Genomic DNA, 15,531 nt, shown 5'->3' with positions numbered 1-15,531 from the left:
TCGACATTTTTCAGGCCCGCTTGGCCCGGGGAGCCTGTGCGGGCGACTGGGGGTGTTCATTCCTTTTGTTACTCTGCTCACCCTAATTTCCGGGCAGAATTTGCGGCACTGCAGCATAAATTTCATAGGGTAATTTCACAATGCGAAATGCTATATCGTAATTTGAAAAATAGTAAATACGCTGTTAGAATCCCCACACTAAACCGACTTAATAGTAAATAATCAGCGAAATACCGTCCGACAGCGATCCGGAAAATCGGGGTGGGGCGTTCACAAAGGAGACTCAACAGATGTCAGCTCAACTGAACCAGGTAACGACACAGATCGGCACCGACCCGGATATGCAGGAAACCAAGGAGTGGCTGGACGCGCTCGAAGCCGTTCTGGAAAATGAAGGTCCGGAACGCGCGCATTACCTGATGGAACGCATGGTTGACCTGGCCCGCCGCCGTGGCGCCCAGATCCCGTTCTCCAGCACCACCGCCTACGTCAATACCATCCCCACCAAACAAGAAGCACACTGTCCCGGCAACCTGGAATATGAAGAGCGCCTGCGCTCGTGGATGCGCTGGAACGCCATGGCCATGGTGGTCAAGGCCAACCGCGCCGACGGCGATCTGGGCGGCCACTTGTCCTCGTTTGCTTCGCTGGCGAACATGCTGGGCATCGGTTTCAACCATTTCTGGCACGCGCCAACGGCCGACCACGGCGGCGACCTGCTGTACATCCAGGGCCACTCCTCGCCCGGCGTCTACGCGCGCGCCTTCCTCGAAGGTCGCTTGACGGAAGAGCAAATGCTGAACTTCCGCAAGGAAGTTGACGGCAAGGGCCTGTCTTCGTACCCGCATCCTAAATTGATGCCTGACTTCTGGCAGTTCCCGACCGTGTCGATGGGCCTGGGCCCGCACATGGCGATCTACCAGGCGCGCTTCCTGAAATACCTGCACGCACGCGGCATCGCGAAAACCGACAACCGCAAGATCTGGGCCTTCTGCGGCGATGGCGAGATGGACGAGCCGGAATCGCTGGGCGCGATCGGCCTGGCCGCACGCGACATGCTCGACAACCTGGTCATCGTGGTCAACTGCAACCTGCAGCGCCTGGACGGCCCTGTGCGCGGCAATACCAAGATCATCCAGGAACTGGAAGGCGAATTCCGCGGCGCCGGCTGGAACGTCGTCAAGGTCATCTGGGGCCCGGGCTGGGACGCCTTGCTGGCACAAGACAAGGAAGGCATCCTGCAGCGCGTGATGATGGAAACCGTCGACGGCGAATACCAGAACTACAAAGCGAAAGACGGCGCCTACGTGCGCAAGCACTTCTTCGGCAAGCATCCGAAGCTGCTGGAAATGGTTGCCAACATGACGGACGACGACATCTGGCGCCTGACCCGTGGCGGCCATGATCCGCACAAGATCTACGCGGCCTTCAAGATCGCCCAGGAACACAAGGGCCAGCCAACCGTCCTGCTGGTGAAAACCATCAAGGGCTACGGCATGGGCAAGTCGGGCGAAGCGCGCAACACGGCGCACCAGACGAAAAAACTGGACGACGAAGCCATCCGCGAAATGCGCGACCGCTTCTCGCTGCCTATTCCTGACGACAAGCTGGCCGACATCCCATTCTTCAAGCCTGCCGACGATGCGCCGGAAATGGTCTACCTGCACGAGCGCCGCAAGGCCCTGGGCGGCTACCTGCCGCAGCGTCGCCAGAAGTCGGAAGAAACCCTGCCTGTGCCTGGCCTGGACGCGTTCAAGAACGTGCTGGAAGCCACGCCTGAAGGCCGTGAAATCTCGACCACGCAAGCCTTCGTGCGCGTCATTTCGACCCTGCTGAAAGACCCGAATCTGGGCCAGCGCGTGGTGCCTATCCTGGTCGATGAATCGCGTACCTTCGGCATGGAAGGCCTGTTCCGCCAGATCGGCATCTACAACCCGAAAGGCCAGTTGTACGAGCCGGTCGACAAAGACCAGGTCATGTACTACCGCGAAGACAAGGCTGGCCAGATCCTGCAAGAGGGCATCAACGAAGCGGGTGGCATGAGCTCGTGGATCGCCGCGGCGACGTCGTATTCGACCAACGACCGCATCATGATCCCGTTCTACACCTTCTACTCGATGTTCGGCTTCCAGCGCATCGGCGACCAGGTATGGGCTTCTGCCGACATGCGCGCCCGTGGCTTCCTGATGGGCGGCACGGCTGGCCGTACGACCCTGAACGGCGAAGGCTTGCAGCACGAAGATGGCCACAGCCATATCTTCGCCGCAACCATCCCGACCTGCATGCCGTACGACCCGACCTTCAGCCATGAAGTCGCCGTCATCATCCAGGACGGCCTGCGCCGTATGATCGCCAATCAGGAAGATGTGTTCTACTACATCACGATCATGAACGAGAACTACGCCCAGCCAGGCATCAAGCCAGGCCAGGAAGAAGGCATCCTGAAAGGCATGTACAAGCTGCAGGAAGGCCAGGCCGACGCCAAACTGCGCGTACAACTGATCGGTTGCGGCACCATCCTGCGCGAATCGATCTTCGCTGCCGAATTGCTGCAAAACGATTGGGGCGTGGCCGCAGATGTGTGGTCGGCGCCGTCGCTGACCCTGGTGGCCCGCGATGGCCAGGATGCCGAGCGCTGGAACATGGTCAACCCGTCGAAAGAGCAGCGCGTGCCGTACGTGACGTCGCTGATGCAGGACACGGATGGCCCGATCGTCGCCACGACCGATTACATGCGCGCGTTTGCAGAACAGATCCGCGCCTTCATGCCGAAGGGCCGCACTTACAAAGTGTTGGGCACCGATGGCTTTGGCCGCTCGGACAGCCGCGCCAAGCTGCGCGAGTTCTTCGAAGTGAACCGTTATTATGTCACCGTGGCCGCGCTCAAATCGCTGGCTGACGAAGGCAAGATCGACGTGTCGGTGGTGGAGCAGGCGATTGCCAAGTACGGCATCGACGCGAACAAACCGAATCCGGTGACCCAGTAATCGTTGTGCGGACCCGATGATGCCAGGGCGGTGCGAAAGTGCCGCCCTGGCGTGTGTGCGGGTCCATCTGACAAATAAAATAACGGAGCAAGCTATGAGCATTGTGGAAGTCAAAGTCCCGGATATCGGCGATTTCAAGGAAGTCGAGATCATTGAACTGATGGTCAAGCCAGGCGACACGGTCAAGGTAGACCAGTCCCTGATCACGGTCGAATCGGACAAGGCCAGCATGGAAATTCCATCGAGCCACGCCGGTGTCGTCAAGGAATTGAAAGTCAACGTGGGCGACAAGATCGCCGAAGGTTCGCTGGTCCTGCTGCTGGAAGTGGCGGACGACGCCTCGGCGCCTGCGCCTGCCGCCGCTGCTGCTCCAGTAGCAGCACCTGCCGCTGAAGCCGCCCCCGCTGCTGCCGCACCGGTACCCGCCGCCGCCGCCGGCGCGCCAGCCCTGGTCGAAGTGACCGTGCCCGATATCGGCGACTTCAAGGAAGTCGAAGTCATCGAATTGATGGTCAAGGTGGGCGATGCCATCAAGGTCGACCAGTCGCTGCTGACGGTCGAATCGGACAAGGCCAGCATGGAAATTCCATCGAGCCACGCCGGTATCGTCAAGGAGTTGAAAGTCAAGGTTGGCGACAAGGTTGCCAAGGGTTCGCTGGTACTGGTCGTGGAAACGACCGGCGGCGCCGCCGCTCCTGCTGCTGCACCTGCCGCCGCTCCTGCACCTGCCGCGCAAGCCGCCGCCGCACCAGCCGTCGCTTCGGCACCGGTCGCTGCTGCTGCCCCTGCCGCCGCGCCTGCCGCAAATGGCAAGCTGGCACATGCGTCGCCTTCGATCCGCAAGTTCGCGCGCGAACTGGGCGTGGACCTGGCCCGCGTGGGCGGTTCCGGCCCGAAGGGCCGCATCACCCAGGAAGACGTGCAGAATTTCGTCAAGGGCGTGATGTCGGGCGCCGTCGCTGCGCCGAACGCGCCAGTGGCGAAGGCCGGTTCGGGCGTGGGCCTGGACTTGCTGCCATGGCCGTCGCTGGACTTCAGCAAGTTCGGCGCGACCGAATTGCTGCCGTTGTCGCGCATCAAGAAAATCTCGGGTCCGAATTTGCACCGCAACTGGGTCATGATCCCGCACGTCACGCAATTCGACGAAGCGGACGTGACGGACCTGGAAGCGTTCCGCGTCGATACCAACGCGGCCAACGCGAAGAACAAGGATGCGGCCAAGCTGACCATGCTGGCCTTCGTCATCAAGGCCTCCGTCGCCGCGCTGAAGAAATTCCCGGCGTTTAACGCTTCGCTCGACGCCAAGGGCGAAAACCTGATCCTCAAGCAGTACTACAACATCGGCTTCGCGGCCGACACGCCGAATGGCCTGGTGGTGCCTGTGATCAAGGGCGCGGACCAGAAGTCGGTCTCGCAAATCGCCCGCGAAATGACGGAACTGTCCTTGCAGGCGCGCGAAGGCAAGCTGAAACCGGCCGACATGCAGGGCGCCAGCTTCACGATCTCGTCCCTGGGCGGCATCGGCGGCACGCACTTCACGCCTATCGTGAATGCGCCGGAAGTGGCGATTCTGGGTCTGTCGAAAGCCTCGATCAAGCCGGTATGGGATGGCAAGGCCTTCCAGCCACGTTTGATGATGGGCACCTCGCTGTCCTACGACCACCGCGTGGTCGATGGCGCGATGGGCGCGCGATTCTCCGTGTACCTCGGCGAAGTCCTGGCCGACATGCGCAAAATTCTGCTGTAAGGAGCGATTGATGAGCACAGTAGAGGTAAAAGTACCGAATATCGGCGACTTCAAGGAAGTCGAAGTCATCGAACTGATGGTCAAGGTGGGTGACACCATCAAGGTGGACCAGTCCCTGATCACGGTCGAATCGGACAAGGCCAGCATGGAAATTCCTTCGACCCATGCGGGTGTCGTCAAGGAAATCAAGGTCAAGGTTGGCGACAAGATCGCCGAAGGCAGCGCGCTGCTGGTGGTGGAAGCATCTGAAGGCGCGGCGGCTGCTGCGCCAGCGGCCGCTCCTGCGCCGGTTGCAGCCGCTCCGGCAGCCGCTGCCGCACCAGCATCTGCGGCCGTTGCCGCCATCCCGGCCAGCAATTACAGCGGCCAGGTCGACATCGACGTCGACATGATGGTGCTGGGCGGTGGTCCTGGCGGTTACTCGGCGGCGTTCCGCGCGGCCGACCTGGGCATGTCGACGGTCATCGTCGAGCGCTACGCCACCCTCGGCGGCGTGTGCCTGAACGTGGGCTGCATCCCGTCGAAGGCGCTGCTGCACGTCGCCTCCGTCATCGATGAAACGGCGCACATGTCGAATACGGGCGTGACGTTTGCCAAGCCGACGATCGACATCGACCAGGTACGCAAGTACAAGGAAGGCGTCATCTCGAACATGACGGGCGGCCTGGCTGGCATGGCCAAGGCACGCAAGACGCAAATCGTTACCGGCGTGGGCCAGTTCCTCAGCGCCAACCACATCGAAGTGACGGCAGGCGACGGCTCGAAAAAAGTCGTGCAGTTCAAGCAGGCCATCATCGCTGCCGGTTCGTCCGTGGTGAAACTGCCCTTCGTGCCGGAAGACCCGCGCATCGTCGATTCGACGGGTGCGCTGGAATTGCGCCAGATCCCGAAACGCATGCTGGTCATCGGCGGCGGCATCATCGGCCTGGAAATGGCGACCGTGTATTCCACGTTTGGCGCGCGCATCGACGTGGTCGAAATGATGGATGGCCTGATGCAGGGCGCCGACCGCGACGCCGTCAAGGTGTGGCAGAAGTTCAACGAGAAGCGCTTCGATAACATCATGACCAAGACCAAGACGGTGGCCGTCGAGGCGTTGCCGGAAGGCATCAAGGTCACGTTCGAAGCAGCCGAAGCGGGCGCCACGGCGCCAGCGCCGCAAGTCTACGACCTGGTGCTCGTCGCCGTGGGCCGTAGTCCGAACGGCAAGAAGCTGGCCGCAGACAAGGCCGGCGTGCAAGTGACGGACCGCGGTTTCATCAACGTCGACAGCCAGATGCGCACCAACGTGCCTAACATCTTCGCCATCGGCGATCTGGTGGGCCAGCCGATGCTGGCGCACAAGGCCGTGCATGAAGCCCACGTGGCAGCGGAAGCTGCCGCCGGCCAGAAGTCCCACTTCGATGTCAAGGTGATCCCGTCGGTCGCCTACACGGACCCGGAAGTGGCATGGGCCGGCATTACGGAAGACGAAGCGAAAGCCAAGGGCATCAAGGTCGAGAAGGGCCACTTCCCGTGGGCCGCCTCGGGCCGCGCCGTGGCCAATGGCCGCGCAGAAGGCTTTACCAAGCTGCTGTTCGACGCAGAAACGCATCGCATCATCGGCGGCACCATCGTCGGTACGCATGCGGGCGACATGATCGGCGAAATCGCCCTGGCCATCGAAATGGGCTGCGACGGCACCGACATCGGCAAGACCATCCACCCGCACCCGACGCTGGGCGAGTCGATCGGTATGGCCGCTGAAGTCTACGAAGGTGTCTGCACGGACTTGCCGCCACCGCGCAAGCGTTGATGTTGTAACACTAAAAACCCCGCAAGCGATTGCGGGGTTTTTTATTATCCAGCAACGATGAGACACATCATCGGCGGCACCATCGTCGGCACGCATGCGGGCGACGGGTGAACGATGAAGCGGCGAAATCGCCCTGGCCATCGAAATGGGCTGCGACGGCACCGACATCGGCAAGACCATCCACCCGCACCCGACGCTGGGCGAGTCGATCGGTATGGCCGCTGAAGTGTACGAAGGTGTCTGCACGGATTTGCCGCCACCGCGCAAGCGTTGATGTTGTAGCGCTGTGTCGTAACACTAAAAACCCCGCAAGCGATTGCGGGGTTTTTTATTATCCAGCAACGATTAAACACATCATCGGCGGCATCATCGTCGGCACGCATGCGGGCAACAGGTGAACGATGAAGCGGCGAAATCGCCCTGGCCATCGAAATGGGCTGCGACGGCACCGACATCGGCAAGAGCATCCACCCGCCCCCGACGCTGTGTGCACGGATTTGCCGCCACCGCGCAAGCGCTGATAAAAAATTAACTTTCAGTATAAAAACCGGGACTTGTTCCCGGTTTTTTTATTTCCCTTGACCTTTGGCATGGTAAAACGTGGCGCGTCTATGTCTTGTGAAAATTGGTGAGTATTGCCTTGTGGAAAAAATGGCAGAATAGAGGTCTGTAACCATGTTTTGCTTTTGCTTCAATAGAAGCGTGTGATTTTTCCAGGAATGCTGCCAGCGTGTGGGTCGCTCAAGTTCCGCTGTACTGAGAGCCTGTCTCAGTAGATGAATACATCCCTTGCTGGCGCCCCTCAGAAGCGGGGACTGCGTTGATCGTCGTCGCGTGGCTCGCCATGCGTTCTCCTCACGGCCTTGTCCGCGCTCCTGATGAACGACCAGCAGAAGACGCTCCCTACTGGGATAGGCTCTAAGAAAGTTTTGCAACAATGAAAAAATTTACCGCCCTTCATATTGCCGATGTCCGTTTGCGTCGGGCTGATGAGCAAGAGCAAGCCGTGATGCTGCATGCCTTGTACCAGGATGTGGCTGCCATTCTGGCGGCGGGCAAGCAGATCGATGCGATTTTCTTCACGGGGCAGCTGGTGGCGCCGGACGCCTGTGCCGGCACGACGCCTGTGTATGTCTACGAATACTTCCTGCGCCCCTTGCTGCAGGCGGCCAGCTTGCCCGGTGCGCGTTACTACCTGGTGCCGGGCAGCCGCGTGCAGGGTGTTGCGGCTGCGGCGCTGGGCAATGCCGGCTTCAGTTTTTTCTCCGCCGATGAGCACGCCAGTGCCGAGCAGCGCGCGCACTACAAGAATATCCACGCCGTGTTCCACGGCCACCAGCATACGGGCGACGCCAGTTCACTGATGAAGTCGCTGGGCATCCTGTTCAAGAGCAATCCCGGCAGCCTGTACGGAGCGCATGGCCAGATGGCGGCGTTTTCCGTGCTCGAGTTCGGCACGGGCGGGGCCGAGGGCGACGCGCCAGGCACGCAGTGGACTGTGTCGCTGCGCGAGTTCGACGACGTGAGCAAGAACTTCGCCCTGTCGGTACTGTACACGCCGAACGGCCAGGAAACGGGGCAGATGGATGCCGAGTATGTGTTTGCTACCTTGCTGCCGCAGCTGGCAAGCGAACGCGTTTATCTCGATGGTTTGCTGGGCAAGGCTGGCGCGCGGCAGCGTGAGGGTGCTGGCGTGGCTGCCGATGCGCGCGAATTCCTGATCGAGCTGGCGTTCGTGATGTTCGAAGCCAAGACCCTGTTCCTCGGCGAAGCGGAACTGCAGCGTTTTGCCAGCGACTATTGCGGCGTGAAGGGCTGGAGCATGGCCGCAGGGGACTGGCTGGCGCCACTGCATGCGCATGGCTTGCTGCTGCTGGCCGATGGCCAGGTGGCGTTTTCCTTCGATTACTTCCGCACTTATTTCCTGGCGCAGCGCTTTGAAACCTCGTTCGACCTGATGCGCTATGGCCCGGAACGCCTTGATGGAATTGAGTCGTCACTGAGTCTTGATGGACCGTCGGCGGCCCAGCCTTTCTTGCGTGCGCTGGGCTTGAACGATGAGGCTGCCGAATCAGCGATGCAGGAAGAAGGCGGCTGCCATGGCTGAATCGCGCGTCAGGCCGCGAGCGGCTGGTGCAAGGTGCCGCGCAGAAACAGGTCCAGGCTAAGCGCTACCTTGGCGCGCAACTGTGCCACATCCGGCTGCTGCTGCGGCGGAAACAGCAGGCGCGACATCTGGTCGCCCAACAGGCAATTGAGCAGGTGCAGCGCCAGGATGGACGGCGTCAACTCCGCGCGAAACAGTGGCGCGATGTCGGGACGGCTGAAAAACTTGATCAGCATCTCGCGCGTCTGACCCGGCCCCACTTTGTAAAACGTTTCCGCCAGTTCCGGGTGCGTGGCCGCTTCGGCCACCACCATGCGATTCAGGCGAATGGCCGCCGGCATGGTGACCAGTTGTACGAACAGCAAGCCGAACTCGCCCAGGATGGCGGGCAAGGGGCGCATATCCGTTTCCAGCGCCGGCATGGTCGAGAAGTAGGCGGCGCGGCGCAGCTCCACCACGGCGTTGAACAAGCCCGCCTTGCCGCCAAATTTCACATAAATCGTGCGTACGGCCACATGGGCTTCGCGGGCGATCATTTCCAGGCTGACCTTTCCATACCCTTTTTCCAGAAACAGGCAGCCAGCCGTGTGCAGCAGGTTTTCCATGCGCGCTTCCATGTCGGCCGCGCGCGGCCGGCCGGCCGGTTTGCCGCAGCAGGAAAGTTCCTGTGGGGCATCGCCGGATTCTGTATCGGTGCTTAAGGTATTGCTGAGGCCGGGATCGGACATGGTCTGGGTCTCTTTATAAGTTGGAAGGTAAGTGATGGCTTACACTGTAGTGCAAATTAAAATGAAATGCAATCGTTTCATTTCTTGACTTTGGCTTTTCTTTGTCCAATAATGAACCTATATCATTTCATTTTCGGAGCGAGTATGTCCAACCAGCCAGGCCAAGCAGAGCACAAGGTGCTTAGCGCCGTCCCACCCGCGGCCCCTGCCGCACCTTCCTTGCCCGCCGCTTCCGCCAGCTCCGCACCACCTAACAACCGCGTAAAAATCATCGCCGGCCTGATCGTCCTCGTCGCGCTGGGCGCTGGCGCGCGCATGTGGTATCGCAGCCACTATTTCGTGGAAACGGAAAACGCCTATGTGTCCGGCCACGTGCATCCCGTTTCGGCACGCATTTCCGGCGTCGTCACCAAGGTCTTCATTGACGATAATCAAATGGTGAAAGAGGGCGACGTGATCGCTGAACTCGATCCCTTCGACCAGCGCGTGAAAACCGAGCAGATCGCCGCGCAGATCGCCAGCGCCGAGCAGCAAGTGCTGCAGGCCGACGCGCAAATCGCGCAAGTGCAGGCGCAAGCGAGCGCCGCCCAGGCGCAAGTGGCGCAGGCCGATGCACAGCTGCTGCGCGCAAAACAGGATGCAGACCGTTATGGCCAGCTGTACACGAGCCAGATGAAAGCCGTCTCGAAAGCGGAACTCGATGCGGCCAATGCGGCCCGCTCGAGCGCCGTGGCCGACCTGGCCGCCCGCCGCGACAGCGCTTCGGCTGCCAAGGCGCAGATTGGTGCGGCGCAAGCCGCACGCGACGTGGCCAAGGCGCAAGTGGCCGTGCTGCGCGTGCAATTAAAGGACGCGGAACAGCAGCTGCAGTACAACCGCATCCTGGCCCCCGTTGCCGGCCGCATCGGCAAGCGCAACGTGGAAACGGGCATGCGCGTGCAGCCTGGCCAGCAATTGACGGCCATCGTGCAAGACAACGTCTGGGTCACCGCCAACTTCAAGGAAACCCAATTGGCCGACCTGCACCGCGGCCAGAGCGTGCACGTGACCATCGACGCCATGCCAGGCAAGAAACTGGTGGGCACGGTCGACAGCTTCGCACCTGCCTCGGGCGCGCAATTCGCCCTGCTGCCTGCAGATAACGCCACCGGCAACTTCACCAAGATCGTCCAGCGCGTGCCGGTCAAAATCGTCTTCAAGCCGGAAGACATCAAGGCCATGAATGGCCGCCTGGTGCCGGGCATGTCGGTGATTGCTGAAGTGGAAGTCAACCAGCCCGTGTCGTCTCAGGACAAGGCGCCGCGCCATGCCGCTGCGCCAGCTGCTCCCGCCGCGCAGACCGCCGCCCGCTAAGTTTTCATGAGCAGCCCTTCCACCACACCGGCGGCATCGCCGGCGTTCCCCGTGATCAGCGAGAAAGTCTCCGGGCGCACCTGGCTGGCGGTCGCCGCCGGCATGCTGGGCGCCTTCATGGCGGTGCTCGACATCCAGATCACCAACTCCTCGCTCAAGGATATCCTTGGCTCGCTGTCGGCCACCCAGGAAGAGGGTTCGTGGATTTCCACGGCCTACCTGGTGGCGGAAATTATCGTCATTCCCCTCACCGCGCTGCTGGCGCGCGTGTTCGGCTTGCGCACCTACATGATCGGCACCACCGCCTTCTTCCTGCTGTTCTCCACCCTGTGCGGTACGGCCTGGAACCTGGAAAGCATGATCGTCTTCCGCATGCTGCAAGGCTTTACGGGCGGCGCGCTGATTCCGATGGCGTTCACCCTGGTGATGCTCAAGCTGCCGCCGTCGAAGCGCGCCGTCGGCATGGCCATTTTCGGCCTGACAGCCACTCTGGCGCCGGCCATGGGCCCGACCCTGGGCGGCTACCTCTCCGAGCTGTATGGCTGGCCCTCGATCTTCTACATCAACTGGGTGCCGGGCGTGCTGCTGATCGCCGGCATGATCTATGGCCTGGACAAGGAGCCGATGAAGCTGGAGATGTTCTGGAAAGCCGACTGGCTGGGCATCTTCTTCATGGCCCTGGGCCTGGGCTGCCTGACCATCTTCCTGGAAGAGGGTAATTCGAAGGACTGGTTCGACTCCGGTTTCATCATTGCCTTTGCCGCGCTGGCGCTGACGGGCATCCTGGGCTGGGTCGTCACCAGCGCCACGCGCGCCGAACCGTTCGTCAACCTGGCCCTGTACGGCCAGCGAAATTTTCTGGTCGCCACCGTGCTGTCGGCCGTGACGGGCATGGGCCTGTATGGCTCGGCCTTTTTGCTGCCCCTGTTCCTGGGCCAGATCGCCGGCTATTCGCCGATGCAGATCGGTGAAGTCATCATGTGGGTAGGCTTGCCGCAGCTGTTCATCATGCCCTTCGTCGCCAAGCTGTCGTCCGTGGTGGACAACCGCATCCTGTGCTCGTTCGGCCTGCTGCTGTTCGGCGGCTCGTGCATGATGAATGCCTACATGGACGCTTCCACCGGCTACGACCAGCTGCTGTGGTCGCAGGTGGTGCGCGCGCTGGGCCAGCCCTTCGTCATGTTGACCCTGTCGAACTTCGCCATGAAGGGGATCGCGCCGAAGGACATGCCGTCCGCATCAAGCCTGTTCAACATGACGCGCAACCTGGGCGGCTCGATCGGCATCGCCCTGCTGGCCACGGCCCTGAGCACTCGCGAGCATTTCCACTCGCAGCGCCTGGGTGAAGCGATCAATGCGTATTCCAGCGCCACGCAGCTGCGCATCGACCAGCTGACGTCCACTTTCATGGCCAAGGGCTATGACGCCGTCACGGCCGGCAACCAGGCCTTGCAGGCGATCGACGGCATCGTGCGCCGCGAAGCGTATGTGATGGCCTACAACGATGGCTTTTTCCTGATCGGCGCCATCCTGCTGGCCTGCATCTTGCCCCTGTGGCTGGCCGACAAACTCAAAGCTCCCGGTGGCGGTGGCGGCGGTCATTGACCGCCAACGCAAGCCCTTAAAGAACAAGAAGGTATACACCATGCAAACAGTATTGACGAAAATTGCGCTGGCCGCTTCCCTTGCCGTGGCGCTCTCCGCCTGCGGTACAGTGGGCCAGGATTTCACCGCCCCGGCGAATGTGGCCGGCATCGACAACGGTGTTTTCCGCCACGGCGCTGCCGCAGCGGATGCAGCGCAGCTGCCCAAAGAGTGGTGGAGCATTTATGGCGACGCTACCCTGGACCGCCTGGAGCAAAGCGCGCTGCAGGATAATCCCAGCGTGAAAGCGGCGGGTGAGCGCCTGCTGCAGGCGCTGGCGCAAAGCGGCACGGCGCGCGCCAACCAGGGTCCGAGCGTCAACGTCAGCACCGGCATCTCGAATTCGCGCACTTCGGCCAACACCTCGCAGGGTCTGGCCCTGGGCAACCGCTCCATCAGCGGCAACAATTTTTCCGTGGGCGGCTCGCTGTCGTATGAAGTCGACTTGCTGGGCCGCGTGAAACGCATGGTCGAAGCGGCCGATTCGCAGGCGCTGGCGGCGCAGGCAGACCGTGACGGCGTGCTGCTGATGCTGTCGGCGCAAGTGGCCAGCAATTACTGGCAACTGCGGGGACTGGATGCGGAAATGGCGATACTGAACGGTGCGCTCGACACGCGCCGCGAGTCGGCACAGCTGGTCGAAGCGCGCTTCAATGCGGGCCTGACGAATGAGCTGGACCTGGCGCGCGCAAAAGTCGAACTGTCGAATGCGCAAGCCGACCTGCATGAAGTCAAGCGCCAGCGCAACCAGCTGGAAAACAGCTTGGCCACCCTGACGGGCAAGCCGCCGTCGGCGCTGCAATTGCCGGTGGCCGCCGAGCCTTCCATCTTGCCGCTGCCGCCAGGTATCCCTGTCGGCTTGCCTGCCAGCCTGCTGGCGCACCGCCCGGACCTGGTCTCCAGCGTGGCGAACCTGCGCGCGGCGAACGCGCAAGTGGGCGTGGCCGAAGGCGCGTTTTACCCCTCGCTGCAATTGACGGGCAATTTCGGCTACGCCTCCGAAAAACTGCGCGACCTGGCGCAAGGAGGTTCGCGCCAGTTCAGCTTTGGCCCACTGGCCCTGTCCCTGCCCATCTTCGACGGTGGCCGCAACCAGGCCAACCTGGACTTGTCCAAGGCGCGCTATGCGGAAGCCGTGGCGAATCACGAAACGAAGCTGCTGACGGCCTTGCGCGAAGTGGAAGACGCCTTGTCCGACGTGGAGCAGCGCCAGTTGCAGGGCGACGCCCAGGCCCTGTCGCAGGCAGCGGCCGCGCGCGCCTACCTGGTGGCGCGCACGCGCTACGAGCGCGGCATTTCTACCTACCTGGATGTCACCGATGCCCAGCGCAGCTCGCTGGCAGCTGACCGTGCCGCCGTGCAGATCAAGACCCAGCGCTTGCTGGCGACCGTTGCCGTGGCCCGCTCTTTAGGTGCCGGCTGGCAGCCCGATGGCGAGCTGGCGAAGCTGGCAAAGGCCAACTAAGTTCTCAGTTACGTGAGCGTGGCCGGCGGCGGTGTCGCCGCTGGCCCGTAGCGTTCCAGCAGAAAGTCGATGAAGGTCGTCAGCTTGGGCGTGGGCTGGCGGTCGCGCGGATACAGCACATGCATCAGGCGCGGCGCCGGCACATAATCCTGAAGCAGCGGCACCAGGCGGCCCGCCGCGATATCGTCGGCCAGCAGGATTTCCGCCTGCATGACGATGCCGAAGCCGTGCAGGGCCGCCATGCGCAGCGCCTGCCCATTGTTCGAGCGGAAGCGGCTCTCGGCCGCCGCGCCATCGTGGCGCGCTTCCTTGCCGCTCAGGCGCCAGCGCATGTGGCGCGACCACTGCATGAAATCCACGCACTCGTGCCGCGCCAGGTCCTCCGGCGAGCGCGGCGTGCCGTGCCTGGCCAGGTAGTCGGGCGAGGCGCAGATCACCATCGCGTAAGGCCGCAAGGGGCGCGCCACCATGCCGGAATCGTCCAGCGCGCCGATGCGGATGGCCGCATCAAAACCTTCCTCCACCAGATCCACCATCCTGTCATTCAGATTCAGCTCCAGACTCACGTCTGGATAGGCCGTCAGATACTCGGCCAGCAGCGGCGCCATGCGTTCGCTGCCGAAGGAAACGGGCGCCGTGATTTTCAGCTTGCCGCGCGGCGTGGCCTGCATCGCTTCCGCGCCCGTTTCGGCTGCGGCGATCTGCGCCAGGATCTGGCGGCACTGCTCCACATACTGCTGGCCGATTTCCGTCAGGCTTTGCCGGCGCGTGGTGCGCGCCAGCAAGCGCGTGCCCAGCCGCTCTTCGAGCTGCCTGATGTGCTTGCCCACCATCACGGGCGAGATGTGGAAGGTGTCGGCGGCGGCCGTAAAACTGCCCTGGTCGACGACGGCGACAAAGATTTCCATGCTGCGCAATTTATCCATACACCTTGATTGCAAACTGTGAGTTGGTAATCTTATAAATTCTAGCGTATTTATTCCTTTTTGGAAGCGGTGCATACTGGCTTCATCGTTCAACCCCAGACAAGGAAGCAGCATGAAAATCGTCATCATCGGTGCCAGCGGCACCATCGGCACGGCCGTCGCGGCACAACTGGCGCAACGCCATGAAATCATCGAAGTGGGCAGCCGCAGCGGCACGCACCAGGCGGACATGGGCGACATTGCGCAAGTGCGCGCCCTGTTCAAGCGCATCGGCAAGGTCGACGCCGTCGTCGTCACGGCCGGCAAGCTGCATTTCGGTCCCCTGGCCGAATTTACTCCCGAGCAATTCCAGCTGGGCCTGGACAGCAAGTTGATGGGCCAGGTCAACGTGGCGCTGGTGGCGCAGGAATACCTGAACGACGGTGGCTCGATCACCCTGACCAGCGGCATCGTGGCCGAGCACCCGATCCGCTTCGGTGCGGCCGCCAGTATGACGAATGCGGCCGTGGAAGGCTTCGTGCGGGGCGCCGCCATCGAACTGGCGCGCGGCGTGCGCATCAATGTCGTCAGCCCCACGGTGCTGGCAGAATCGCTGGAAGCTTACGGTCCCTTCTTCTACGGCTTCGAGCCAGCTGCCGCCAGCCGTGTGGCCCTGGCTTACAGCCGCAGCGTGGAAGGGGCGCAGACGGGGCAGGTGTACAAGGTCTGGTAAGCGGCTTGCCATGCCATGGGGCAGGTGGGACAATCGCAGTCTGAGCAAGAAAGCGGTAGCGCGCCAT

Annotated in this window: 11 protein-coding genes; 9 read left to right on the top strand and 2 right to left on the bottom strand. The window is 62.0% G+C overall.

All coding sequences use genetic code 11. From position 1 onward, the window contains the following. Positions 1–290 precede the first annotated feature (290 nt). The 5 genes from aceE to CLU92_RS14870 all read left to right on the top strand — a co-directional run bounded on the left by aceE (position 291) and on the right by CLU92_RS14870 (position 8,636). Positions 291–2,987, top strand: coding sequence for a pyruvate dehydrogenase (acetyl-transferring), homodimeric type (gene aceE / locus CLU92_RS14890; protein ID WP_101482508.1), 2,697 nt, complete (start codon positions 291–293; stop codon positions 2,985–2,987). Between the two features lie 94 nt (positions 2,988–3,081). Continuing rightward, positions 3,082–4,734, top strand: coding sequence for a dihydrolipoyllysine-residue acetyltransferase (gene aceF, locus CLU92_RS14885; RefSeq protein ID WP_101482507.1), 1,653 nt, complete (start codon positions 3,082–3,084; stop codon positions 4,732–4,734). A gap of 10 nt (positions 4,735–4,744) precedes the next feature. Further along, positions 4,745–6,529, top strand: coding sequence for a dihydrolipoyl dehydrogenase (gene lpdA / locus CLU92_RS14880; protein WP_101482506.1), 1,785 nt, complete (start codon positions 4,745–4,747; stop codon positions 6,527–6,529). A gap of 127 nt (positions 6,530–6,656) precedes the next feature. Continuing rightward, positions 6,657–6,803 (top strand): hypothetical protein, encoded by a 147-nt coding sequence (locus CLU92_RS28295; protein ID WP_373918938.1) that lies wholly within the window; start codon positions 6,657–6,659, stop codon positions 6,801–6,803. Between the two features lie 663 nt (positions 6,804–7,466). Beyond that, positions 7,467–8,636: a hypothetical protein gene (locus CLU92_RS14870; protein ID WP_101482505.1), complete on the top strand. Its 1,170-nt coding sequence runs from the start codon at positions 7,467–7,469 to the stop codon at positions 8,634–8,636. 8 nt (positions 8,637–8,644) lie between these two features. Here the strand turns inward: CLU92_RS14870 and CLU92_RS14865 are convergent, their stop codons facing one another. After that, positions 8,645–9,364 (bottom strand): TetR/AcrR family transcriptional regulator, encoded by a 720-nt coding sequence (locus tag CLU92_RS14865; RefSeq protein ID WP_101482504.1) that lies wholly within the window; start codon positions 9,362–9,364, stop codon positions 8,645–8,647. Between the two features lie 144 nt (positions 9,365–9,508). On the opposite strand from CLU92_RS14865, the gene CLU92_RS14860 reads away from it, so the two are divergent. The 3 genes from CLU92_RS14860 to CLU92_RS14850 are packed head-to-tail and all read left to right on the top strand — an operon-like array spanning position 9,509 to position 13,826. Beyond that, the gene (locus CLU92_RS14860) at positions 9,509–10,717 is read left to right on the top strand and encodes an HlyD family secretion protein (protein ID WP_101482503.1); all 1,209 of its coding nucleotides are present in this window, start codon (positions 9,509–9,511) and stop codon (positions 10,715–10,717) included. 6 nt (positions 10,718–10,723) lie between these two features. Next, positions 10,724–12,322, top strand: coding sequence for a DHA2 family efflux MFS transporter permease subunit (locus tag CLU92_RS14855; RefSeq protein WP_101482502.1), 1,599 nt, complete (start codon positions 10,724–10,726; stop codon positions 12,320–12,322). 40 nt (positions 12,323–12,362) lie between these two features. Next, positions 12,363–13,826, top strand: a complete 1,464-nt coding sequence (locus CLU92_RS14850) for an efflux transporter outer membrane subunit (RefSeq protein ID WP_166674701.1) — start codon at positions 12,363–12,365, stop codon at positions 13,824–13,826. An 8-nt stretch (positions 13,827–13,834) separates the two neighbouring features. On the opposite strand, the gene CLU92_RS14845 is transcribed toward CLU92_RS14850, so the two are convergent. Next, positions 13,835–14,752, bottom strand: a complete 918-nt coding sequence (locus CLU92_RS14845; protein WP_101482500.1) for a LysR family transcriptional regulator — start codon at positions 14,750–14,752, stop codon at positions 13,835–13,837. Positions 14,753–14,864: 112 nt separating this feature from the next. On the opposite strand from CLU92_RS14845, the gene CLU92_RS14840 reads away from it, so the two are divergent. Continuing rightward, positions 14,865–15,464 (top strand): short chain dehydrogenase, encoded by a 600-nt coding sequence (locus tag CLU92_RS14840; protein WP_101482499.1) that lies wholly within the window; start codon positions 14,865–14,867, stop codon positions 15,462–15,464. The last annotated feature ends 67 nt before the right edge of the window (positions 15,465–15,531 follow it).

Source organism: Janthinobacterium sp. 61, from assembly GCF_002846335.1.
Lineage (GTDB): Bacteria > Pseudomonadota > Gammaproteobacteria > Burkholderiales > Burkholderiaceae_D > Janthinobacterium.
Note: the sequence above shows the minus strand (reverse complement) of the source record. Positions and strands in the feature narration are given on the sequence as shown.

What these genes read in the sequence shown, in the direction of transcription:
- CLU92_RS14870 (WP_101482505.1), top strand. Translation starts at nt 7,467, where the DNA reads ATGAAAAAATTTACCGCCCTTCATATTGCCGATGTCCGTTTGCGTCGG.
- aceF (WP_101482507.1), top strand. Translation starts at nt 3,082, where the DNA reads ATGAGCATTGTGGAAGTCAAAGTCCCGGATATCGGCGATTTCAAGGAA.
- CLU92_RS14845 (WP_101482500.1), bottom strand. Translation starts at nt 14,752, where the DNA reads ATGGATAAATTGCGCAGCATGGAAATCTTTGTCGCCGTCGTCGACCAG.
- CLU92_RS14855 (WP_101482502.1), top strand. Translation starts at nt 10,724, where the DNA reads ATGAGCAGCCCTTCCACCACACCGGCGGCATCGCCGGCGTTCCCCGTG.
- CLU92_RS14860 (WP_101482503.1), top strand. Translation starts at nt 9,509, where the DNA reads ATGTCCAACCAGCCAGGCCAAGCAGAGCACAAGGTGCTTAGCGCCGTC.
- CLU92_RS14840 (WP_101482499.1), top strand. Translation starts at nt 14,865, where the DNA reads ATGAAAATCGTCATCATCGGTGCCAGCGGCACCATCGGCACGGCCGTC.
- CLU92_RS14850 (WP_166674701.1), top strand. Translation starts at nt 12,363, where the DNA reads ATGCAAACAGTATTGACGAAAATTGCGCTGGCCGCTTCCCTTGCCGTG.
- lpdA (WP_101482506.1), top strand. Translation starts at nt 4,745, where the DNA reads ATGAGCACAGTAGAGGTAAAAGTACCGAATATCGGCGACTTCAAGGAA.
- CLU92_RS14865 (WP_101482504.1), bottom strand. Translation starts at nt 9,364, where the DNA reads ATGTCCGATCCCGGCCTCAGCAATACCTTAAGCACCGATACAGAATCC.
- aceE (WP_101482508.1), top strand. Translation starts at nt 291, where the DNA reads ATGTCAGCTCAACTGAACCAGGTAACGACACAGATCGGCACCGACCCG.